Source organism: Psychrobacter sp. FDAARGOS_221, from assembly GCF_002313155.2.
GTDB lineage: Bacteria > Pseudomonadota > Gammaproteobacteria > Pseudomonadales > Moraxellaceae > Psychrobacter.
The window spans coordinates 629,406-652,611 of record NZ_NWFK02000001.1 but is presented as its reverse complement, the minus strand read 5'-3'; the positions used below and the strand labels follow the sequence as shown (position 1 = coordinate 652,611).

Annotated in this window: 17 protein-coding genes; 5 read left to right on the top strand and 12 right to left on the bottom strand. The window is 42.0% G+C overall.

Features of this window, described 5'->3' with window-relative positions; genetic code table 11:
* Nucleotides 1-66: 66 nt before the first annotated feature.
* Together A6J60_RS02730 and A6J60_RS02725 are read right to left on the bottom strand one after the other, a co-directional pair.
* Complete coding sequence (locus A6J60_RS02730; RefSeq protein ID WP_096064636.1) at nt 67-942, bottom strand: YwqG family protein; 876 nt, start codon at nt 940-942, stop codon at nt 67-69.
* 341 nt (nt 943-1,283) lie between these two features.
* The gene (locus tag A6J60_RS02725; protein ID WP_096064635.1) at nt 1,284-1,661 is read right to left on the bottom strand and encodes a hypothetical protein; all 378 of its coding nucleotides are present in this window, start codon (nt 1,659-1,661) and stop codon (nt 1,284-1,286) included.
* Nucleotides 1,662-1,793: 132 nt separating this feature from the next.
* Here A6J60_RS02725 and A6J60_RS02720 point away from each other — a divergent pair.
* Both A6J60_RS02720 and A6J60_RS02715 read left to right on the top strand, forming a co-directional pair.
* Nucleotides 1,794-2,959, top strand: a protein-coding gene (locus A6J60_RS02720; protein ID WP_096064200.1) for an IS3 family transposase whose coding sequence is annotated in 2 segments (ribosomal slippage) — nt 1,794-2,052 and nt 2,052-2,959 — 1,167 coding nt in all. Because the reading frame shifts where the segments join, the coding sequence is not laid out codon by codon here.
* Nucleotides 2,960-3,196: 237 nt separating this feature from the next.
* Nucleotides 3,197-3,565: a hypothetical protein gene (locus A6J60_RS02715; RefSeq protein ID WP_096064634.1), complete on the top strand. Its 369-nt coding sequence runs from the start codon at nt 3,197-3,199 to the stop codon at nt 3,563-3,565.
* A 451-nt stretch (nt 3,566-4,016) separates the two neighbouring features.
* Here the strand turns inward: A6J60_RS02715 and nrdA are convergent, their stop codons facing one another.
* The 5 genes from nrdA to A6J60_RS02690 all read right to left on the bottom strand — a co-directional run bounded on the left by nrdA (nt 4,017) and on the right by A6J60_RS02690 (nt 13,857).
* Nucleotides 4,017-6,296: a class 1a ribonucleoside-diphosphate reductase subunit alpha gene (nrdA, locus tag A6J60_RS02710; protein ID WP_096064633.1), complete on the bottom strand. Its 2,280-nt coding sequence runs from the start codon at nt 6,294-6,296 to the stop codon at nt 4,017-4,019.
* 705 nt (nt 6,297-7,001) lie between these two features.
* Entirely contained in the window at nt 7,002-7,349 is a 348-nt protein-coding gene (locus A6J60_RS02705; protein ID WP_227526041.1) for a YbeD family protein, read from the bottom strand.
* Nucleotides 7,350-7,668: 319 nt separating this feature from the next.
* Nucleotides 7,669-9,540 (bottom strand): RNA polymerase sigma factor RpoD, encoded by a 1,872-nt coding sequence (gene rpoD, locus A6J60_RS02700; protein WP_096064632.1) that lies wholly within the window; start codon nt 9,538-9,540, stop codon nt 7,669-7,671.
* Between the two features lie 537 nt (nt 9,541-10,077).
* Complete coding sequence (gene dnaG / locus A6J60_RS02695) at nt 10,078-12,324, bottom strand: DNA primase (RefSeq protein WP_096064631.1); 2,247 nt, start codon at nt 12,322-12,324, stop codon at nt 10,078-10,080.
* A 309-nt stretch (nt 12,325-12,633) separates the two neighbouring features.
* Nucleotides 12,634-13,857 carry an outer membrane protein assembly factor BamD gene (locus A6J60_RS02690; RefSeq protein ID WP_096064630.1) on the bottom strand — a complete coding sequence of 408 codons (1,224 nt, stop codon included), beginning with the start codon at nt 13,855-13,857 and terminating at the stop codon, nt 12,634-12,636.
* A gap of 442 nt (nt 13,858-14,299) precedes the next feature.
* Between A6J60_RS02690 and A6J60_RS02680 the strand changes: the two genes are divergently transcribed.
* Together A6J60_RS02680 and A6J60_RS02675 are read left to right on the top strand one after the other, a co-directional pair.
* Complete coding sequence (locus A6J60_RS02680; RefSeq protein ID WP_227526040.1) at nt 14,300-15,544, top strand: RluA family pseudouridine synthase; 1,245 nt, start codon at nt 14,300-14,302, stop codon at nt 15,542-15,544.
* Between the two features lie 104 nt (nt 15,545-15,648).
* Nucleotides 15,649-16,623 carry a polyphenol oxidase family protein gene (locus A6J60_RS02675; protein WP_096064628.1) on the top strand — a complete coding sequence of 325 codons (975 nt, stop codon included), beginning with the start codon at nt 15,649-15,651 and terminating at the stop codon, nt 16,621-16,623.
* 114 nt (nt 16,624-16,737) lie between these two features.
* Here A6J60_RS02675 and A6J60_RS13350 read toward each other — a convergent pair whose 3' ends face one another.
* The 5 genes from A6J60_RS13350 to tolQ form a co-directional block, all read right to left on the bottom strand.
* Nucleotides 16,738-16,914 carry a hypothetical protein gene (locus tag A6J60_RS13350; RefSeq protein ID WP_193778013.1) on the bottom strand — a complete coding sequence of 59 codons (177 nt, stop codon included), beginning with the start codon at nt 16,912-16,914 and terminating at the stop codon, nt 16,738-16,740.
* 169 nt (nt 16,915-17,083) lie between these two features.
* Nucleotides 17,084-18,397: a PD40 domain-containing protein gene (locus A6J60_RS02670; protein WP_096064627.1), complete on the bottom strand. Its 1,314-nt coding sequence runs from the start codon at nt 18,395-18,397 to the stop codon at nt 17,084-17,086.
* Nucleotides 18,398-18,638: 241 nt separating this feature from the next.
* The gene (locus A6J60_RS02665; RefSeq protein WP_096064626.1) at nt 18,639-19,538 is read right to left on the bottom strand and encodes a hypothetical protein; all 900 of its coding nucleotides are present in this window, start codon (nt 19,536-19,538) and stop codon (nt 18,639-18,641) included.
* Nucleotides 19,539-19,647: 109 nt separating this feature from the next.
* The gene (gene tolR / locus A6J60_RS02660; protein ID WP_096064625.1) at nt 19,648-20,100 is read right to left on the bottom strand and encodes a protein TolR; all 453 of its coding nucleotides are present in this window, start codon (nt 20,098-20,100) and stop codon (nt 19,648-19,650) included.
* A 17-nt stretch (nt 20,101-20,117) separates the two neighbouring features.
* On the bottom strand, nt 20,118-20,852 hold the full coding sequence (gene tolQ / locus A6J60_RS02655) for a protein TolQ (protein WP_096064624.1): 735 nt from the start codon (nt 20,850-20,852) through the stop codon (nt 20,118-20,120).
* Nucleotides 20,853-21,368: 516 nt separating this feature from the next.
* Between tolQ and A6J60_RS02650 the strand changes: the two genes are divergently transcribed.
* Nucleotides 21,369-22,664: an NCS2 family permease gene (locus A6J60_RS02650; protein ID WP_096064623.1), complete on the top strand. Its 1,296-nt coding sequence runs from the start codon at nt 21,369-21,371 to the stop codon at nt 22,662-22,664.
* Nucleotides 22,665-23,206 lie beyond the last annotated feature (542 nt).

Sequence of the window (23,206 nt, the reverse complement as noted above, 5' to 3'; positions counted from 1 at the left end):
GATACATGGTTTTGATATAAAAAGAGGGTCTGTTGAACATTCAACAGACCCTCTTTGGTTTTAGCGTTAATAACAATCCCAATGATAAATCAGTCCACTAAAGTCTTCGTTTGCCAGTGCCTTTGGTGTGATAAAGAAGTGTGCGACACCGCAGTCTCCCCAGCTGATATTAAAGTCATCATCAGTGTCAATCTGCAGCAAAAGGATATGCTGTTGTATGGCGTCATCAAAAGTGCGTGGATCAGTTTGAGTAAAGTAGGGGTATCCGAGCAGTTGATGACCTTGAGCGTTAGCTATCTCGTTGTACACATCGTGAATATCGTCAATATCTTCTATGCCTAATGACTCTAGATAATCGAAAAATTCAGTTTCTTGGGCAGAGTCATCGATAGTCTTTAGATAGTAACTAAAATCTATGCAGCTGGGACTACAGCTTTGTGTCTGAGGCACAAACTTAAGCGCAATCTCTTGATGAACATCAAAAGGCGGGTAGTATTCGTCATCACTGATATATCCCTGTATGGCGAGTTTTGCTTCTCTGAGAGCCTGAGTATTTACTGGTGCGCTGATATCTTTCCAGAAGCGAACTTGATACGCATCGCTTGGAGTAGGGTTATCATAGTCAGCACCGTATACATCATCGGTTGCATCAATATAAATCTGCAAGATGCCAGACGTAGGCAGTGGGTGTGCTAACTGACCGACATCAATATTATCGGCAAGTTGCTCAAAGTTTATTTGAATTAATAATGACAGCGGATTACCTGCATCGGTATAAGGATAGGCCTTATCTTCTGGTAAATAGCCTAAGCCGCCTATTTTACTATCGGTCAATGAGAGCGCATCACTGGCATTATCAAGTTTGATTCTAACCATCGAGGTTTGACTGGCTTCTATGACCTCTGATAGTGACTGCGGTAATTGGGAGTGATCTATCGTCATACTTAAACTTCAGCTCAAAACTCTTTTTAAGTTAGCGTACTGCTAGGGATAACCTTGAGTGCATTATATCTAACTCGAGTTTATATCTTGTAGGGAGGGGGAGTTTGTTTTGAGTTTTCTAGTTAGTAGAGAGTTTGTTAGTGAGGAGTAGGAAACAAAACAAATTTTGACTAAGTTACTGGGTGTCGTGAACTCCACACAATCTACGCTGATGCTAAAATTTTTGGATTAGGCTGTGATCTTAGACCAGTAGAGTTGAGATAAAATAATGGGCAAGGTGACTAACGCATCCTAGTCTATATTGTCACATATATGCATTCATCCATTAAGATGATATAAGCTTAATAATTAATAATAAAATCTGGAAAACCCTTATCTAATAAAATTGAATCTATAGTCGCAGATAGTTTAACGAAATCTTCATATGCACCCTCTCCAAACTCTATCGTGACAGAACATAATATAAACATAAGAACACTATCCATCCCTTCGGTTGCTGCTTTTCGCGCAATATTTGAGTAATCTGAATGATATTGAGGGTTCTCATCTGCAAGAATTAACCCTACAGTTGATAAAATCATATTTAAGTTTCTATGAATATCAAACCAGGTCAAGTTTTTATCATTTTTATAAAGGAGTATTATATTAGCAATATAGTTGATAAGTGCTAATTTTTCGGCTTCTATTTTTTTAGATTTTCTAGAGGTAAACCAACCCATACTAAACTCCTTTGAATGAATAGTCATACAATATAAATTTTACTTAACTCATTATTTACTTATTTCTGAGCTATGCTGAAAAAACCGTAGACAAAAACTTGGTAAACTAAGGAAGACAAATAGGAGTTTACCATGACAAAGAAAGCTAAAAGATACAGTGAAGAATTTAAAGCAGAAGCAGTTAAAGCAATAGAGAATAATGGTGGCAATGTTAGTGCTACAGCTAGGCGGTTAGGGCTGCCAATGCAGACACTGGCTAACTGGCAACGAAAAGCCAATCAAGGCATGCTCAAGGGTACTAAGCAATACGATCCAGAGCTTGTTTCAGCCCTTGAAGAAATGAAGCGTTTAAAGCGTGAACTAAAAATAGCACAAGAAGAACGAGAGATACTAAAAAAGGCCACGGCGTACTTTGCGAAACACGGTCAGTAAGGTACGCCTTTATTGACCATCACAAATATGAATTTAGCATTACCAGCATGTGTAAAACCCTTGATATTAAACCATCAAGCTACTATGACTGGACCAAGCGTAATATCAGTGCTCAGCAAATACATCGTAACCGCTGTGAGCTGCTTGTAAAAGCTGCGCATAGTGAGACTAAAGAGCGATATGGTTATCAGCGTCTGCATGCACATTTAAGTGAGCATGGACATGAGATTAGCAAGTACATGGTGCGTAGTATCAAGGAAGAACATGACATCAAATGTAGACGTCATAAACGCTTTAAAGTGACAACGGACTCAGACCATAACAAGCGAGTCTATCCTAATTTTCTTAAACAACAGTTTGGCGTTAACCGTCCTAATTGTGCTTGGGTCAGTGATATAACCTATATTTGGACAGATGAGGGCTGGCTTTATTTAGCAGGCGTCAAAGACTTATATACCAAAGAATTGGTTGGCTACGCTATCGATAAACGCATGAAAGCAGATTTAGTCTGTAGAGCCTTAAATAAAGCAATCAAGGATAAACGACCTAGCCAAGGGCTTATTGTACATTCAGATAGAGGCAGCCAGTATTGCAGCGAAGATTATCGCAAAATGATCAGTAAATACGGTTTTAAAGGATCTATGAGTGCGAAAGGTAACTGTTATGACAATGCGCCAATAGAGAGCTTCTGGGGCGTTTTAAAGAATGAGCTGATATATCATCATAATTACAAAACTCGATTTGAAGCAATCAACAGTATCATAAAATATATCGAGTTAGATTACAATCAAGTCAGGATTCAGCAGAGTTTAGGTATGAGATCGCCAAGACAAGTTTGGATGGATTTCTATCGTCAAGCTGCCTGATCAAAATCTCCCAAGTTTAGGTGTACGGATTTGACGGCAGGGGTCATTTCATATCTATCATATAATCGTGTTACAAAGCTGTAAATACCATATTGATATATCATGGTTATTAATTATGATGAGGTGTGCTATAGTTTAATCATTAGGTTTATCAGCATTTTTTGATATATATTATGGCGCTAGACTGGCAGAAACTATCTGATAGACTAGAGCCATATTATTAACGAGGAGTATGTTATGGGTCTTTTCGATGGTTTAAATCCAGTTTACCAGACTGCAAACACACACGCTAAAATATTAAAACAAAATTTCGGTCATAACTGGAGTGAGCTCGAAAATAACTTACCAATAGTTTTAGCTACAATGATAGAACAGAGAGACCCTCTAAAGAAAAGATTTCCTTTGGAGCACCAGCAATTTGTTCAAAATTGTTTAAACGGTAAGTTTCGAAACCTTTCAGATTTTATTTTAGAAATAATTAGAATTGAATTCTATCATAAACATGGCTATATACCTGCAGGAGAGGCTGATATTCACTTAGCTAAAATCCATAAAGCGCTACGTAAGCATAATCTACCTGAGAGATTAATTTCAGGGTATATTTAAGATAGTTTTAGTTCTATTTATTTATAAAAATATTGCAATGTAATTGTCCTAAAAGTAATAGATTAGTGGATGAGAGGTTGATAATACCTATTAAACTACTAATTTAGTTTTGCAGTAATTTTAACTATTAGCACTGCTTTTAATAACCTAAAATAGTTAAGTTACTGCTCTTTGCCTAGGGATGAGACACGGACATTGAGTTTAAAAATAGATTAACGATGACCCGCATTTTTCTCCCTATCTAAAGAACCACTATGCTAAGGCCAGTCTTTTCATTCTCACCACTAAAATTTAGATAAAGTCTCTCTAAGACATCATACTTGATGATTTCAAATGACAGAATTACTTTGAGCTTTAAAGAAAAAACCTCTCTGAATCATTCCCTTAAAAAGGGAAGATGCAGAGAGGTTTTTTAATCAGGTGTTGCTTTAGAAAGATTCTACTTTACAGATTAAAGCTTACAAGCACCGCTGGCACACGCATCATCAACCATATCGGCTTGAGCGTCGTTAGCACCGTCACGAGTGTTGTGGTAGTAAAGCGTCTTAACGCCAAGCTTATAGGCAGTTAATAGGTCTTTTAACAACACTTTCATTGGGACACGGCTGCCTTCAAAGCGAGTTGGGTCATAATTGGTATTGGCAGAGATACTTTGATCGATAAACTTCTGCATCACTGCAACCAGCTTTAAGTAACCATCGTTGTTTGGCATTTGCCATAACAGCTCGTACTGATCTCTTAGGTTTAAGATATCAGGTACCACTTGCTTTAAGATACCGTCTTTAGATGCTTTAACCGATACTAAGCCGCGTGGTGGCTCAATGCCGTTAGTGGCGTTAGCAATCTGACTTGAAGTTTCAGATGGCATTAGAGCAGATAGGGTAGAGTTGCGCAGGCCGTGTGCTTTGATTTCGCTGCGTAGCGCTTCCCAATCTAACTGTAGTGGCTCATTGCATACCTGATCTAAATCAGTCTTGTAAGTATCGATCGGTAAGATGCCTTGGGCGTAAGTGGTCTCTTCAAACGCTGGGCACGCGCCTTTTTCTTTCGCCAGTTTGTTAGACGCTTTCAGTAAGTAGTACTGTAGCGCTTCAAACGTCTGGTGCGTTAAGCCCAGTGCTGAGCCGTCTGAGTATCTTGCGCCATTTTTGGCCAAGTAATAAGCATAGTTGATGACACCCACACCCAGTGTACGGCGGCGCATACTACCATTTTCAGCGGCTTTCACTGGGTAGTCCTGGTAGTCTAGTAGCGCATCTAACGCACGTACAATCAGCTCTGCTGGCTCTTCGATATCGTCTAAGTTTTCTACTTCACCTAGGTTAACTGCTGACAGTGTACACAGCGCAATTTCACCAGTTTCGTCATTGATGTTGTCTAATGGCTTAGTTGGCAAGGTGATTTCCATACACAGGTTCGACTGACGAATCGGTGCAACGCTTGGATCGAATGCACTGTGCGTATTACAGTGGTCAACGTTTTGGATGTAGATACGACCAGTGCTGGCACGTTCTTGCATCATCAAGCTAAACAGCTCAGCGGCTGGGACATGACGTTTGCGGATGTTTTCATCTTGCTCGTACTTGTGATACAGCTCATCAAACTTATCTTGATCAGCGAAGAAAGCCTCATATAAGCCTGGTACGTCTGATGGTGAGAATAGGGCAATATCCTGACCTTTAATCAATCGAGTATATAGCGTACGGTTGATTTGCACACCATAGTCCATATGGCGTACACGGTTGTCTTCAACGCCGCGGTTGTTTTTCAGAACCAATAATGATTCAACTTCTAAGTGCCACAATGGGTAGAATAAGGTTGCTGCGCCGCCACGTACGCCGCCTTGTGAGCAGCATTTTACCGCTGTTTGGAACAGTTTGTAGAATGGGATACAACCAGTATGCTGTGCTTCACCGCCACGGATTGGGCTACCTAATGCACGGATATTACCGGCATTGATACCGATACCAGCACGCTGTGATACGTAGCGTACGATGGCGCTGGTCGTGGCGTTAATTGAGTCTAAGCTATCACCACACTCGATTAATACGCACGAGCTAAACTGACGTGATGGGGTACGTACGCCTGACATGATTGGCGTTGGCAATGAGATCTTAAAGGTAGACGCTGCGTCATAGAAGCGCTTAACGTAATGCATGCGCTCAGATTTGTCATAGGAGGCGAACAGACACATGCCCACTAACATGTATAGGAACTGTGGGCTTTCATAAACGGTCTTGGTAACACGGTCTTGAACCAAGTATTTGCCCGCCATTTGCTCTGCAGCAGCATAGGCAAGATTCATATCACGCCAGTGGTCGATATAATCATTTAATTCATCAAACTCTTCACGAGAGTAGTCTTGTAAGATGTGCTGATCATATTTGCCTAAATCTGTTAGGTTTTTGACGTGGTCATACAGATGAGGCGGCTCAAATTGATTGTACGCAATCTTGCGTAAGTGGAAAATGGCCAAACGCGCAGCCAAATATTGATAGTCTGGGGTATCTTCAGAAATAAGGTCGGCAGCAGATTTGATGATGGTTTCGTGAATATCACGGGTTTTAATACCATCATAAAATTGGATGTGTGACTTTAACTCAACTTGTGAGACAGACACATTATCTAGCCCTTCAGCAGCCCAAGTAATAACCTTATGGATTTTATCTAAATCGATTGGCTCTAAGCGGCCATCTCTTTTTGTTACTTTTAATTTATCCATATTTGTCATTGCTGTCTCCGCTAGTTATTACGATATTGAGAGTAAAAGCCTCAGATGCAAACAAAATAGCCCCTGATGAGTGTTGTGGCAGTATATTAGCACAAACACAACATATAGGGCTAATGTGTTGTTGTAGACACAATATAAAGGAAAACTTTTTGTTTTTCTATCTTGACAAACGCCGGTGTATTAGTTCAAGTTCGCTGATTTGAGCATATGCTTTGGTCGCAAAAAATCATTGACTTTTAGCAACCTCAGAATGGCTGTTGCTTAGCGACGGTTTCCCAAAGTAGGGGAATAAAATAATAGGCATAAATAGTGATTTTTAAAAATTTGTAAACGAGGGGGTCATGGTTAAACTATTTTCACGATGTGGCTAAAAAGCAAAAAATATATTCAGCTTAATAGGCGTGATAAATTTGTTCCGTAAAAGTGGGTAAAAATCAACCATCAAAGTCGATTAGAAAATAATTTCAATAAAGCGAACACTAGCCATTATTAAAAGTTATGTTGTCTGATTTTATGCCTGAATTATTGTAGGTCTACTTTTATAGTTTGGGGTTTTGTCCGTTGATTTATTGAATGCTTTAAAGTGCTGTACTTTTTTAACTTAAAAGCCTTAACCTTATAGCAAAACAAAAAGCAAAAGAGAGACTCTTTTGCTTTTTGAGTGTATAGGGCACGTTGGTTGGATTGTGCTAGCTGGGTAAGCTATTAAACCACTGTACGTACTGTTTTTGCTTTATCCAATGCCGCATACAGATCGTTCACTTCTTCTGCTTTGGTAAAATAAAGCTTAACACGTACTGAGCTAAAGCGACCTGTGCTTGATTTTTTGACCTTGATGGTTTCATGATCAAAATCAGGGAAGTGGGTACCCAAAATCAATTTGACTTCGTTGACCAAGCTATCATGCTCACCTTCATGACCAATGATGCTCATTGGATAATCCATTGGGAATGACCAAAGGCTTGGATTTTGAATGTCTGTTTTTTTAGCAAATGGATCGCTGTATAAGGTCAAGTCACGAGTTAGGTCGATGTTTTTGTTATTGTTAGCCATATTATCTCCGGTATGTTTATTTTGCTATGGCACCTATATGGGGTTATTAAGTTGAAACTTCAAGTATATCGAGTATCGCTAGGGGTGATTTTCAATAGCTAGAATCCCCCCTAAATCCCCCTTTGAGAAAGGGGGCCTAACTGCTCTTTTGGGTGTTTTTATAGCATAAAAACTAAAGATATAGCCAATAAAACGGTTATTAAAGTCACTGGCTTTGCCTGTTGTGAGTGCTATAAGTTAGCTGAAATGCTGGCCATAAAAAAAGCTGAGAGATGTCTCCCAGCTTTTTTCATATCTAACGATTAATCTTAATTGAAGATTAATCGTTTTCTAAGAACGAACGTAGATGCTCAGAGCGAGAAGGGTGGCGCAGCTTACGCAAAGCTTTTGCCTCAATCTGACGAATACGTTCACGCGTTACATCAAACTGTTTACCAACTTCTTCTAAGGTGTGATCGGTTGGCATATCAATACCAAAGCGCATACGCAATACTTTCGCTTCACGCTCAGTTAAGTTGCCTAACACATCACGTGTGGCTTCTTGAAGACCGGCCGCTGTGGCATCTTCCACTGGGCTTGAGATGGTCTGGTCTTCAATAAAGTCGCCCAGATGCGAATCTTCATCATCACCGATTGGGGTTTCCATAGAGATAGGCTCTTTGGCAATTTTTAATACCTTACGAACCTTAACTTCGTCCATCTCTAAACGTTCGCCTAGCTCTTCTGGTGTTGGTTCACGGCCCATTTCTTGTAGCAACTGACGAGAGACACGGTTTATTTTGTTTATGGTCTCAATCATATGCACAGGAATACGAATGGTGCGGGCTTGGTCAGCAATCGAACGGGTGATTGCCTGGCGAATCCACCATGTTGCATAAGTTGAGAACTTATAACCACGGCGGTATTCGAATTTATCAACCGCTTTCATTAGGCCAATGTTACCTTCTTGAATCAAGTCCAAGAACTGAAGGCCACGGTTGGTATATTTTTTAGCGATAGAGATTACCAGACGTAAGTTGGCTTCAACCATTTCTTTTTTGGCACGGCGCGCTTTAGCTTCACCAATGGCCATACGGCGAGCCACTTCTTTCATCTCAGTGATTTCCATGCCCAGCTTATCTTCATGGTCACGGATACGGCGCTGAAGCACAACCACGTCGTCAACCACTTTGGCTAAGCTATCAGCAAACTTAGGATTACCCTTAAGTCGATCGGTCAACCAATCAACGTTGGTTTCGTTGCTTGGGAAGGTCTTACGGAATTCTGAACGAGGCATTTTACCGCGGCGCAATACCAAGCGCATGATTTGACGCTCTTGCTTACGCACGTCGTCATACACATCATGCATGATGGCCATCACGTTGTCTGACATGCGGTTGTTTAGCTTTAATAGCATAAAGCGATCTGCTAGCTGAGCATACGCTTCTTCTGCTTGAACGCTACCACGGCCATAATCATCAAGTGCTTGCTTGGCAGTGGCAAATAATTCACGAATCTCTTCGATACGTTGGCGTACGATTTCTGGGTCAAGGCCGCCGCTTTCTTCGGCTTCTTCCTCGTCCTCAGCATCATCTTCGTCTTCATCATCATCGATGTCTTTAGCTTTGGTTTTGCTAGTGATGACTGGAATTTTTTCTTCTTCTTCCTCATCAAGAGCCGCTTCTTGCTCTTCTGGATCTAAAAACCCAGTAATCACGTCAGATAGCTTTTTTTCACCCGCTTCAACCAAGTCATATTCATCAAGAATAAACTGTACGGTACCTGGCCAGTAAGCCATCGCATGCTGGACATCACGGATACCTTCTTCGATACGCTTGGCGATCACAATCTCGCCTTCACGGGTCAATAGGTCAACCGTACCCATTTCACGCATATACATACGTACAGGGTCCGTGGTGCGACCAGGCTCAGTCTCTACCGCTGCCAATACAGCAGCAGCTTCGTCAGTTGCCATGTCATCGTCATTGGCTTCATCGTTCATCAAGATATCATCTGCATCCGGTGCAGATTCAAATATTTTAATACCAACATCCGTAAGCATTTGGACGATGTCTTCGATTTGGTCGCTTTCGGTAATAGAGGCGGGAAGTTGGTCGTTCACCTCAGCATAAGTCAAATAGCCTTGCTCTTTACCCATCTGGATGAGGGTGGCTAGTTGAGAGGTAGATTGAGAGGCTGCCTTATCGGTCATAATATCTCGCTTGCAATAGAAGATGTGGGTTAAAGGTAGAGTGAGGGGTGCATTTGGTTTTTCATTGGCCAGATGGTTGTCTTATTGTTTTAGTTTTTTGCAAAAGCTAGTGACATTAGGTTGAGCAACTATATCTGCTGCCAAAAATTTAAAAAACGAGTCTGATATTATAGCATAATATCAAAAATAGCACCGCAATTACGCCAGTAGATTCGCACGTTACCGTTACATCTGAACGGTTAAAAAACATGGATACTGACTTTGTAAGAGACAAGACTCAAGTAAATACTACCTGCGAATATAATATATATGGGGGCTAAGCGCTTTATTTAAAGCCCTTGGCTGTATATCAATGGTAAAACTTATTTATGACGCTTTACTGATGGCCCTAATATTTTTAGCAATGTGTTATAAACTGCTTATTAACGGCTGATTAACGGCTGATTGATAAACACTGGTAATTTTCTTTGAATAGGATTTATCAATAATAGCGTTTGCCAATACTAGGAATTAGGCAATAGCAACTAGCAATAAAAACTACGCGTCAAGTTTGGATGACTGCTCAGCTTGTTGCTGTTTGAGCCAATTGGCCAGTGCTTGGCGCTGCTTATTTAGATGATCAGTAATCAGCACACTGCGAGACTGTGATATTTTTTTCGACAGTGCTTGTAGCATCAATTGAGCTAATAAATCATCAACCAACTCATCGACATCAATGATACCGCGTTGATTAAGATTGGACCAAAACGAATACCAACGCTTGGCTAAAGTCTGCTGCACCTGACTGGGTAGATTGGCCATAATAAAGTGAGCCGCGGCATTGGTATCTTTAGGCAGATACGGCAACAGACGCTTAATGACTTGCACCAGCTGTAATAAGCTTGGATTATTTAAATCTTGCCAGCTGGGTAAGGCTGGCAGTTGCACCGGTTGCTGCATATGCTTTTTACTTCGATTGGGCCGAATTGCCGCTACACCGGACTCTTCCCACAGACGTTCAATCGGATCAGGCTGCAATAAAGTGGGCGCAAATAATAAGCACAGTTCTAGCTGACGGCTAACGGTCAAATCACTGTCGAAGTTTAATAAGACATCGTGCGCCGCATTTTTTTGCCCTTTGCGGCCGCCCAACTTTTGATAGATATCATTATTTAATAGATACTTAAAGCTAGAGCCTTTGGGCAAATTGTTGGTTAATTGTCGGACCTGCGACATCAACTTAGCTTTGCCTTCAGCAGTGGTTAAGTCGTAGCGCTCGCTCAAATAAGCGAATACATATTGCGACAATGGCATGGCGCGCTGAATCTGCTCACGCATGGCATCAACACCCTGCATGGCAATATAGGTATCGGGATCGTGTCCGCCAGGCAGTGACAAAAAGCGCAGTTCTTTGTCATCACTCAGCACCGGCAGTGCCACTTCTAAAGTGCGCCAAGCTGCTTTTTGACCAGCACCATCACCATCAAAACATAAGGTCAAAGTGGGGTTAAGCTGCAGCAGACGCGCAATTTGGGTCTCATTAATTGAGGTACCCATTGAGGCGACAGCGCCATAGATGCCTGCTTGATATAATGCAATGACATCCATATAGCCTTCAACTACCAGCCAATCATTGGCACGGTGCTGGCGTGACTCGTAATAGCCATATAACACGTGCTGTTTATGGAATACAGGGGAGTCGCTGGAGTTGATATATTTAGGCTTAACCTCGTTATCGAGTGCACGGCCTGCAAATCCAATGACCCGTCCTTGACTGTCACGAATCGGGAAAATAACTCGGTCTCTTAGGAGGTCATAATCACGCCCTTTTTCAGAACGTCTGACTAAGCCTAGTGCTTTTAAGCCTTCGGTATCATGAGGGAAGGCTTCTTCGAGATGTTGCCATCCACGCGGCGCATAACCGAGTCCAAACTCTTGAATGGTCTTATCTGATAAACCGCGTTCTTGAAAGTAACTAAGCGCCAACGAGTTGTTATACAAGTTATGCTGATAAAATTGAGCCACATTAATCAGCAGGTCATATAAGTTACCTTCTTGAGGCCCTTGAGGAGCAATATCAACGGCAGTGCCACCTGTGGGGTCAAAGTAAGGCGCAGACGGATCAAAGTTAGGGTCTATCTCAGCATCTGACCAGATAGGCGGCATGCCTGTATCAAGATAGTCTGATTCGCTGATATACATTGAGCCATCATAGTAGCCCTCATCTACAGGCACAAACTGTCCAGAGTCCGATTGCGCTGACGTACTTTGATTGACTGAGTTAGGGGTATTGTCAGTATTGTCAATATTAACGCCGGTGTTTGTGGTTTGATTTTGCTGATTTGGCGTCTGCGATTGACCTTGATCCGGATTCTGATTTTGGGCTTGGTTTTGAGGTTGGCTTTGGGCTTTATTATGGGTTTGAGTCTGATTTTGAGCGCGTTGATTATTAGCAGGCTGCTGCGGTTGTGCAGGCTTAGTATGGCGCTTGTATTGAAGCTCACGGGTGTCTTCTTTGGGAATTTCAATCCCTGTCTGTCGTGACAGCTCTTGCACTGCTTCCATGAAGGTTAAATTTTCATAGTCACGTAGGAAGCTGATGGCATTACCGCCGACGCCACAACCAAAACAGTTATACACATTCTTGCGGGGATTGACATAAAAAGAAGGGGTCTTTTCGCCATGGAAAGGGCAGTTACCCTTAAACTCTTTGCCGGCTCTTTTTAGGGTAGTGTGCTTACCAATAATCCCTACCAAGTCGGCTTGGCTATTGAGCTGATCAAGAGTATGGTTTGGAATGCTCATAGGGGACTTAATAGTAGGCTAAGAGTGGGGTTATGAAACTGCTGATGCAACTGATTACAAAGTATAAATACTAAAACACCAAGACGGCAAAATAGGACCCAAAAACACAGTCGTCAAATAATGAACCCTCTTACTTTAATCCGATGTGTTGATATGATTATCATATCGTGATAAAGGATAAAAACAAGAGGGCAGATATCACCAATCAACGACAATTGCAAACTGCTAATAATAGGCTAAAAAGCTATAATAAGCTAAAAGTCTATCATGCCAATCGTCATCGCAGTTTAAGCTGCAAGGTGAGACAGACTAAGGTGTCTCACCAGCTTCAGCATCTGAAGGGGTCTGTGGAGGCGTATTATAGTCTTCAGGGTACATGTCTCTTGGACTAGAGATTCTTTGGATAGGCTGTGGCGCCGTTTGCTGTGGACCTGAAACGTTTTGCTCTGGCAAGCCTAAGCCTAGGTTAATACCACGACGGTTGGTCGGCAAAGAAGGCATATTGCTATTAGTAGCGCCTGAATTATCATCTGGCAACTGAAGCTGCGCTGCTTGCTGAATCACTTGCTGCTTGGTTTCACCGGTATAATTAGGCATACGATTTGGATTTTCATCGGCATTTTTGTGAGCACGGCCTAATTTACCATAAGTAATACGGTTCAATAGACTGCTGGTACGGTTGTTACTGATCTTCACTTTACCATTATCGGTTAACCACTCAGGATAGTTGATCTGAAGTAGTGTGCGGTATTGTTCAGCTAAGTCCGTTAAGCCCAATTGCTGGTTACTAAAGGCTAAGATAGCAATAGATTCTGGCACCTGTTCACTTAATGGATAGTATTGGAATACCCATTTGGCACGGTTGGCAGCAGCCACATACGCTTCACGCTTGATATACCAGCGTGCAGCAGCCAATTCACTTTCTGCAAATTGGTTATAAATGTAAGTCAGACGCTGAGCGGCATCAGGGGCGTAGCTACTGGTTGGATAGCGCGCCAGTAATTCCTGAAAGTTGTTAAACGCTAAGCGGTAATAAGAGGTATCACGATGCGCTTGTTCTAAACGAGCGAAGCTTAATAAGCCACTGGTACCGGCATGCATGTTAGCAACGCCGCGCACATAGTATGCATAGTCTACTTGGATGTTACGTGGATATAGCTTGATAAACTCTTCTGCGCTGGTCACCGCAAGTTCATACTCTTTGTTCTGGAACTGAGCATACATCAAGTCTAATAAAGCTTGCTCAGCATAAGGCCCAGTAGGGTAGAAGGTACGAAGCTCAGTCAACTGTTCAATCGCTCTTAGGTAGCGACCTTTATCCATGTCTTCTACTGCATCCGCATAATATTGAGCATCTGACTTTTTGGCACTGGCCACAGCGTCATCATCACCGGTGATGTTTTTTAGGGTTTGGCAACCAGTAAGGCTTAACATACCAGCAGTCAGTAGGGCCAAAGCCAGTTTGTTTTTATGTGAATGAGTCGGCTTTTTATTAGAAGATGCTGTCATAAAAGGAGTTGTCGCACGCTGCATGGAAGTCTCCGCAGAATATTTTAGTCAAATTTTAGTGGCACTAGTGTAGCACGTCAGCATAATATTTGGGTATAGGATTGTGAGCTATTATAACCTGAATGTAATTTCATTTCGTGCTCTTCATTGGCTCATCAGTGGTTGCTAAATCTCATCAAAACACACCCCTAATAGGATGTTAAATCATGGTAGATGGTGCTAAATAATGATAGCCCACTGCAATCAAAATCAGTCAAAGTATAGGATTATCTGTGCCAGATAGTCAAAGTAATATTAAAATGAAGCGGCTGTCAGTCCCTGCTTATCACTCAAATCATGCTACACTTAGCGCATATAAGATGTCAGCCGAGGCTGCACATAAAATTGATTATCCTATTGAATATATTAAATTAACACTGACTCTTTTTTATAACCTATTTTTACAAACTATAAAGTGAACGACACCGTGAAACAAGCCAAACACAACGTAACACAAGCCGATATGCAGACAGACAGTACTGAACAAGCAGATTATCAACCCCTTAGCAATGCCGATGATGAGCTAGAAGCTAGTGAATTAGAAGCCATCAGCGAATCAGATGTCGATAGCGAACTAGACGACAGTGAGCTCGATGAAAGCGAACTGGACGATGGCGATATTGAAGACGATGACTTTAGCGAGCCGCTACAAGGCACTGCGCAGTCAGCTTCGTCTCCACTTGCGGCTAAAATGGCACAAGGCAATGCAAACGGCGACATGCTTGATATTTACGCCGAGCATACGGTTACTGAGGATGAGGCAGGCGAACGTATTGATAAACTGGCTGCAGAACTGTTTGCTGATCACTCTCGTGCGCAACTACAAGATTGGCTAAAATCGGGTAACTTGCAAGTCAATGGCAAGCAAATCAAAGCCAAATACCGAGTTAAGCAAGGCGACCAACTGTTATTAGAAGCCAAGCTAGAGCAGCACAGCGGTGATAAGCCCGAAAATATTGATTTAGATGTGTTGTATGAAGATGACAGTGTAGTGGTTATCAATAAGCCAGTAGGCATGGTCGTGCATCCTGGCGCGGGCAACTGGACTGGTACCTTGGTCAATGGACTGTTGTATCACTATCCCAATCAGGCGCATCTGCCAAGAGCAGGTTTGGTGCATCGTATTGACAAAAATACTTCAGGCTTATTGGTCATCGGTAAGACCAAAGCTGCACAGCTGGATTTACAAGATCAATTAAGAGATAAAAGTGTCTATCGTCATTATCAGTGTGTGGTCGCTGGTGATGCAGCAAGCTTAACCCGTCAACGCACTATTGATGAACCCATTGGCCGTCATAGAGTGCAGCGCACCAAGATGACAGTCACCAGTATGGGTAAGCCTGCGGTGACTCATATCATGAAAATCACGGCATTAAATGAAAATTACAGTTTGCTTGATGTGCGTCTTGAGACAGGGCGTACTCACCAGATACGAGTGCATTTAAGTCATATTGGTCACCCTATTATTGGCGATAATATTTATGGTAATCGCAAACAGCTCAGAGCAGGGCTTACGGCAGAGCAGCGCCAAGCGATTTTAGATTTCCCACGTCAGGCGTTACATGCCTATAAGCTGGGCTTTATTCACCCAGTCACTGGCGAGGCCATTGAAGTGACCGCACCATTGCCTGAGGATATCGTGGCATTGACTGAGGTCTTAAGTGACGAGTAGTATGCAGTGCTAAGCTATTTAATACTTAAGCTTGTAATACAAATCATGTAAAAGAAACTCTATAACAGAGCATTATTAATATTAAAAATATCAAGGCACAACTCATGAAGCCAACAACAAAAATAAAACCGGTTTATGACGTATTGGCGCAAACGCCAGATATTCTGATTGTACAGACCAACGCTGGCGAGTATTTAACTCAGCCATCACAATCTGTCATTGAGAATAAAGATACCAATATAGTGCAGGCGAGTAGCTTTGGTCGCTTTAACTTGGGGCTGCACGTAAATGACAATCCACAGCAAGTTTTGGCCAATAGAGCACAGCTATTGTCGCTGCTTAATCAACATGAACATGAGCATGAGCATGTTCATGAGCAGTTAGCACGCAGTGAATCATCATCACAGCCGTCAGATGCCAAATCTGCCGCTCACATCGATGCGATTTATTGGTTAAGTCAAATACATAGCAATAAAGTGGTTGAAATTGATGATGACAGCCGCTTGGCTTTAACTGCTCCAAAAGCGGATGCGCTAGTCACTCAGTTGCCCAATCAAGCATTGGCGATTATGACTGCCGACTGTGTACCGATTGTGCTTTATAACCCAAATACTCAGCATATTGCCGCCATTCATGCCGGTTGGCAGGGCTTGGCAAATGGGGTGATTGCCAGTTGTTACGCGCAGATAACTGGGCAGCCCTCAACTCAGCAACAGCCGATTCAAGCCTGGATGGGCATTTGTATCAGTCAAAACTGCTATGAAGTATCGTCGTCCGTGGTCGAAAAGCTATTAGCAGGATGTGAGCAGCTGGATATGGATGTGAGTTTGGTGCGTGAAGAAATAGTCGGTCATCATGACAATCCAGATAAGGCGTGGTTAGATTTGCCGAAACTGGCGCAGTTGCAATTAAAGCAGTTGGGTGTTGAGTTGCAGCAGTCAGTAGCGACTGAAACCAGCCATAGCGGCGCTTATGCGTGTAGTTATAGCGATAGCAGTTATTACTCTTACCGGCGTCAGACCCATTTGGGTGTAGATAGTACTGGACGCATGGCCATGTTAATTATGCGTTTGCAATAACGGTTAAATAACAGTTACGAGATGTGGCTTATATTAGATATGGGCTATTAGAAGTCCAGTGTTACTTCCAGATTTTAATCAGAGTTTTAAAGAGAGCTTTAAAAAGGGTTATCTTTATTGGTCTTGATCGCTCACTTCAGAATTGAGAGGTGCTTGTTCACTGCTGGGTTGTTTATCTGCAGTAACTGGGATGGGGTTGCCGGCAATTTGAATGTGCTGGCAGGCGCTTAGTGCAATGCTAAGCACAGAAAGCTGGCAAAACATAAGAGATTTACGAATAATGACTTCCATGAGTTATTCTGTCTGTTAATGCGGTTAGGGGAATAGCAGGCTTTGTCGATACAAAACCTGCTCAGTTAACTGCTCAGTTTAAATTAGCTGCTCAGTTTGAAAGAGTCACTCTAAAATCCGTTTTTATCTAAAAACCTATGAACTTGATTGACTCTCAATAATCAGCCAGTTATTTGCCGCTGGGTACCCAAATAGGAGATTTAGCGACACCGTTAACGGGTATTGTTACCGGCTGCCCACCATCAACATAGCGAACGACTAGGCTGCTGTTTTTAGCACCTTTAGCATAGACCACACGTTGACCATAAGGTGAAAAGCTTGGCGCTTGGTCCAGTCCGGTACTGCCATAATTAGCAATAATATTACCTGACATATCCATAATAGCGGCGTTACTGCCACTTAAAAAAGCAATCTTAGTGCCGTCTGCGCTAACACTTGGATTAGTAGCATAACCGCCATGTGTTAGTCGTACCGGTGCACCTCTGAAGTTATAACGATAAATGCTTGGTTTGCCACGGTTGGCATGGTCAGAGACGAAGACGATGCTGCCATTCGGTGCATAACTTGGACTAACTTGATCATAAGGCAGTGCTAACGCAGACAGTCGCTCAGCCTGACCGCCGCGGCTGCTAACCCGATAAATGTCTGAGTCAGCATTGGTTGAGTTGGAGAACAAGATCATACTGCCATCAGGTGAAAAGCTAGGATTTAAGTTACTGCCTTTTAAGTTGACCAGTTGCGTGATTGTTCTGGTCTGTCTGTCGTATGTGTATAAATAAGCGTTGTTATATTTTTTTTGTAATGAGTAAGCGATATAGCGACCATCAGGAGATACGGCTGGCGCATAAATCCGAGAATCCGGAACAGATATCAAAGGTGTTGGGTTGCTACCATCTGCGTCACGCAGCATTAGAGTAGAGATTTTTTGTTCGCCCACGTCTTTTTCTTCGATATAAAGCAGCGCAGCATTTAGGTCAAGCTTTTTACCTGTGAGTAGCTCATAAATGCGGTTTGAGGCTTTGTGAGCGGCCACTTTAGGATCGGCATCACTAACGGTATGCTTACCCTTAATCACTCTACCATTAGCGACTTCAATCACCTCAAGGTTGATTTGAGTTTTACCGCCAACCACGCTACTTTGGCCGATAATCATGTGCGGGAAGTTAAGCTTTTGCCAAGCTGGCAAGGTCACTTTAAGCTCTTCTGAGCTATGTGGCTGACCGATTAAGCCTTGACTACTTATTTTTAGCGGTGAAGCTTTTAGATCATTTTCAATAATAGAAGAAATAGCTTCGCTGCCTGCAAAAGGGACAAAGGCAATCTGCTTTTGAGATACTTCAACCTGTTTATCGATGGTTATATGCCAATCATCATCACCTTCGGCACTGGCCAGGGTTGGATATGACAGCGCACTTAGTGATATCAGGCAGGTAGATAATGCTGATAAAGTTAATAAGTTGGATGATTTTAGTTTTAAAGTCATAGCGTTAATCCGGTCATCAGGTTGGTTTTTATAATAGGTGATTGTTGAAAGGGAATTAAATATGTTAGCGCTTAGTTTTTAGGTTATATCACTTATTGTATGCGTATGTTTTATCGCATGTCTTTTAAAATACCTATATGTAAGGTGCGTATTGTATATGGGTATGCACTGACTATACCACAAGCAGGGTACCAGTATTAGATACACTGTCAGTGTTGTATGTCTAAAAATGGGCTTGTTTTTATTTTTTCGATACCGTAAACGTGATAGGTATATTGTCTCTGCCAGTGCCAACCACAGGTGGTAATTGGCCGGCATTCTTGTCAGTAACCTTCTTAATAGCTTGCTTTAACAAGGCGCCTAATTCATCGTCAGGGACAGTTTCGACTTTGGTGACAACACCTTGCTTATTAAAGAAGATGGTCGCCTCAACTTTTTCACCAATGTGCGCTTCACCGGCATTCCATAATGGGGTAATGAGAGCATCAAGCTCAGCAGCAACCTGTTGTTTGCTTTTGTTATTGGTCTTATTGGCGGATGCTGAGTTAGGCTTGCCACCGGCCGGGTTATTATTTGTCTTTTTTTCTCCAGGTGGGAAAGTAGTGTCAACTTGAGTGCCTTTCGGTTTACTGTCTGGTGGATTGGCATTGTCTGAGGGCTCGGTTGACGTATCAGGATCGCCTTCATCTGACTCAAATGGGTTGTCGGTAATAGGATCCTGCTCCAGATCTTCCTCAAATGTATTGAGATCAGGTTCTTCTGTATCCCCACCAAAGATAGAAGAAAATCCACTCGAAAAACCAGACTCTGAGCCAATGTATCTTGGCTCATTGGAAGGGGTAGGCGCTGAGTTTCTGGCCTCATAAGATTCATAAGATGGGGGCGGCGTATACTGTGATGCAGCAGTGCTTGTCATGGCCTCACGATTGGCACTAATATCAGCTTGCATTTGCGCCAATTGTTCGGGGGTAACAATACTGGTCTCTATAGCCGGCGGTGTTTTTATCTTTGGAATGTGATGCGAAAGTACAATAAAAGCCAAGATAGCGCCATGCACAACCAAGCTTAAGACGACAGGCAGTGCAACGCCGTTATCTTCGGGTTCAACAGGAGTGTAGACATTAGGTGCGCGATTTAGCACGGATATGGCCTCGACAATGGTTAAACAGGGGTCTATAAAAAGTAAATGCGCTTAAAAAGATACGCTTAAAAAAATAGACCAATACGAACAAGTAAAAAGTACAAGCGGGTTAAGGTGTCGCAGTATCAAGCGGTTGACCGGTGAGCAGTCCCACTTTTTCGACCCCTGCTTGTTGTAGATTGGCCATCAGCTGCATAATCATACCGTATTGATTGTTTTGATCGGCATTGATCATCACTTTGACTGCATCATCTGGCGCTTGGCTTTGAAGTCGTATTAAGGTATCAATCAGCTCAGCCTCAGAGACAGGCATATCGATATTGTTCTCATAACTGACAAAAATCTCGCCATTATTCATCAAAGAAACAATGACCGGCATTTGTGACCCGGTGCCAATATTCTCTGTCTGAGCTTTTGGCAGATCGACATTGATACCAGTGGTCAACATCGGCGTGGTAACCATAAAGATAACCAGCAATACCAACATGACGTCAATGTAGGGCACGACGTTCATACTGGCATTAAGCTGTTTTTTGTGGCGTGAAAAAGGGCTAGTTCTCATCAGTGGCTCCTTTTTTACTATACCAAGGGTGATTGAACGTTTTGCGCCGCTCGAATAGCCGTCTCAGCAGTGGGTACCGATGAGGTTTCATAGGTTTCGCGCTGTAGCATCCCTGTCATTTCGTCACAGAATAAGGCGCGACTGTCATACAAGGTTGCTGCTTTGGCGGTAAAGTGGTTATAAGCGAGTACTGCAGGTATGGCTGCGAATAGACCCATAGCAGTCGCAATCAGTGCTTCAGCAATACCTGGTGCAACTGCTGATAAGCTCACTTGATCGGTCATAGACAGACCTAAAAAGGCGTTCATAATGCCCCAAACGGTACCGAATAGACCAATATAAGGCGAAACTGAACCAATGCTGGCCAATACCGCCAAACCTGATTCTAAGGCTTGTTGTTGTCTACCTAAGCCCACTCGTAGCTTACGTTCGACACCATCAATAATTTGATCTTTCGGCTGACGCTTTTTGTTCATACGCAAAAACTCAGAAAAACCAATATAAAAAATATTGGCCAATCCGTGACGATCGGGTGAGTTTTGGATGCCTTGATATAGCTTGGCCAAATCTTCACCAGACCAAAACCAATTTTCAAAATGTTCGTCTAATTTTTTTGCCGTACCGAGTCTGGCACTTAACCGAAAAATTAATACCCAGCAGACAATAGATGCCAATAGTAAAATACCCATGACAAGTTGTACCAGTAGGCTGGCCTCTGTGATTAGGGCGATAAGGTTAATAGACTCTGACATGAATAACTCACTTGTTACTAAATAAGCAAAAACAACGGAAGATAAAAATAGGGTTTATAGCGTATAACAGGGATTAACGATAGTGGCAAATTAAATCGTCGCCAATAAATAGCTGATAAACTATACGGCATTGTATAGGGTATTATTTAATGTTTTCAATTTAATATTTTTAATGCGTTATTTTAATCTACAATGAGGCGAATAGCATAGCAATCTTTGAAACTTATACTTAATTTCCTATTAAACGTAACATCAAAATGGCTTAAATCAACAAAAAAACTGATGAGCTATTTACAAAACTACTCGTTTTGTTGTGAATCCTTTATAATTGACCCTTTTTTTATTGACGTAGGTTTTCAGCAGCGTGGTCAACGGATGCTTTAAGTGCTAATTACCCAGTGTATTTGGTAGTTCATAGCTGATCTAAACATAGTTGAAGCTCAGTAAACTGTTACCACACACCGTTTAAAACGACTGTTCTCTTTGGTTTTCAACCCCAAAAATAGGCTAATCCTTATGAATGCAATTGAGCGTTATTTTGGTATCGATGGTCAAAATACCACAATAAAAACAGAAGTCTTAGCAGGTATTACTACCTTCTTGACGATGGCGTACATTATTTTTGTTAACCCGACTATTTTGGCGGATGCCGGCATGGATAGGGGTGCAGTATTCGTAGCAACCTGTTTGGCTGCTGCGATAGGCTGTTTTATTATGGGATTGTATGCACGATTACCAGTAGCCTTAGCACCAGGGATGGGGTTGAATGCCTTTTTCACCTACGGTGTGGTTTTGGGAATGGGTTACAGCTGGCAAACCGCTCTTGGCGCTGTCTTCTTATCAGGCTGTATTTTTATTCTACTTAGCTTGTTTAAGATTCGTGAGTGGGTGATTAACGCCATTCCTAACAGTTTAAAACAAGGTATTGTGGCTGGTATCGGTGCGTTTTTAGCCTTTATTGCCTTAAAAAGCTCAGGGGTTATTATAGCAAACGAAGCCACTTTTGTGAGTTTGGGAGACTTACAACAATTTTCACCAATGATGGCAGCGCTGGGTTTCTTCTTAATTATTGGCTTGGTCTATCGTAATGTACCAGGCGCAGTGACCATTGGTATCTTGGGCATTACTGTAATTGCAGTGCTAGTAGGTGAGGTGCCGTTTGCAGGCGTAATGTCGATGCCGCCTTCTATCGCACCGACCTTAATGCAGTTAGACATTGCCGGTGCGTTCGATGTTGCGATGATCAGTGTCATTTTTGCCTTTTTATTCGTCGACTTGTTTGATACGTCAGGTACTTTGATAGGTGTAGCCAGTAAAGCCAATCTTATAGATAATAAAGGGAATATTCCAAATTTAGGAAAAGCTCTACTGGCAGATTCAAGTGCAACAGTAGCTGGTTCTTTGTTAGGAACATCATCAACTACTAGCTTTGTTGAGAGTACCGCAGGGGTTGCGGCGGGTGGTCGTACTGGATTGACAGCCGTAATAGTTGGTGTTTTATTTTTATTAAGCATATTTTTTGCTCCTTTAGCAGGTATCATTCCAGCTTATGCAACTGCAGGTGCTATATTTTATGTTTCAGTACTGATGTTATATACGTTAAAAGATATAGACTGGCAAGACTTAACAGAGGCGGCACCGGTTGCGGTTGTATTATTATTGACGCCGTTAACTTATTCGGTTGCTGATGGTATTTCACTGGGATTTATCACTTATACTGCTGTCAAAGTGTTAACCGGTAAGTTTGACCAAGTTAGCCCTGCGGTTTGGGTGTTGACTGTGGTTCTATTGGCCAAAATTGTATTTTTATAATGTGTTTATAAGCCATAAATGAAGTAATCGCATATGGTGTAGAGCTGATAAAGACTTAGGTTTTTATCAGCTTTTTTATTGCCTAGTTTATTGATAATTAAAGATTAAATTATTGGCTTGTCTTATGTTTATTTAGTGGCTTATTTAATAGCCTGTTTAATGTCTTGTTTATAGACTCTAATTTTTTATGCTTTGATACAGTTAGCCTATAGTCTAACGGCCGATGAGTGTGCTAATATTCATCCATCAAGCTCATAACCTCAATCAACGCCGTAGAGGTTTTTCTTTAACTGACATCCTCAGTCAAACGTTCTGTTTCACTGAAGTCAGTATCAATCAAAGAAGAAGGCATTAGTGAGTTTGTCGTTGGTTTTTTAAACCGTTTTTTCGAAAGTGTTTTGTTCGAGGATGGTGACATTATTAGACGATGGCTTGGACTTGCTACTGTTTTTGACCGCTTTATATTTACATTAATTCTGCCCAATTGATATTAAATTTCAATAGTAAACCGCTTCTGTATTTAACAGATGCCATGCGCTATT

Excerpts from the sequence above, each read along its gene's own strand:
- A6J60_RS02730 (WP_096064636.1), bottom strand. The coding sequence starts at position 942 with ATGACGATAGATCACTCCCAATTACCGCAGTCACTATCAGAGGTCATA.
- A6J60_RS02725 (WP_096064635.1), bottom strand. The coding sequence starts at position 1,661 with ATGGGTTGGTTTACCTCTAGAAAATCTAAAAAAATAGAAGCCGAAAAA.
- A6J60_RS02715 (WP_096064634.1), top strand. The coding sequence starts at position 3,197 with ATGGGTCTTTTCGATGGTTTAAATCCAGTTTACCAGACTGCAAACACA.
- nrdA (WP_096064633.1), bottom strand. The coding sequence starts at position 6,296 with ATGACAAATATGGATAAATTAAAAGTAACAAAAAGAGATGGCCGCTTA.
- A6J60_RS02705 (WP_227526041.1), bottom strand. The coding sequence starts at position 7,349 with ATGGCTAACAATAACAAAAACATCGACCTAACTCGTGACTTGACCTTA.
- rpoD (WP_096064632.1), bottom strand. The coding sequence starts at position 9,540 with ATGACCGATAAGGCAGCCTCTCAATCTACCTCTCAACTAGCCACCCTC.
- dnaG (WP_096064631.1), bottom strand. The coding sequence starts at position 12,324 with ATGAGCATTCCAAACCATACTCTTGATCAGCTCAATAGCCAAGCCGAC.
- A6J60_RS02690 (WP_096064630.1), bottom strand. The coding sequence starts at position 13,857 with ATGCAGCGTGCGACAACTCCTTTTATGACAGCATCTTCTAATAAAAAG.
- A6J60_RS02675 (WP_096064628.1), top strand. The coding sequence starts at position 15,649 with ATGAAGCCAACAACAAAAATAAAACCGGTTTATGACGTATTGGCGCAA.
- A6J60_RS13350 (WP_193778013.1), bottom strand. The coding sequence starts at position 16,914 with ATGGAAGTCATTATTCGTAAATCTCTTATGTTTTGCCAGCTTTCTGTG.
- A6J60_RS02670 (WP_096064627.1), bottom strand. The coding sequence starts at position 18,397 with ATGACTTTAAAACTAAAATCATCCAACTTATTAACTTTATCAGCATTA.
- tolR (WP_096064625.1), bottom strand. The coding sequence starts at position 20,100 with ATGAGAACTAGCCCTTTTTCACGCCACAAAAAACAGCTTAATGCCAGT.
- tolQ (WP_096064624.1), bottom strand. The coding sequence starts at position 20,852 with ATGTCAGAGTCTATTAACCTTATCGCCCTAATCACAGAGGCCAGCCTA.
- A6J60_RS02650 (WP_096064623.1), top strand. The coding sequence starts at position 21,369 with ATGAATGCAATTGAGCGTTATTTTGGTATCGATGGTCAAAATACCACA.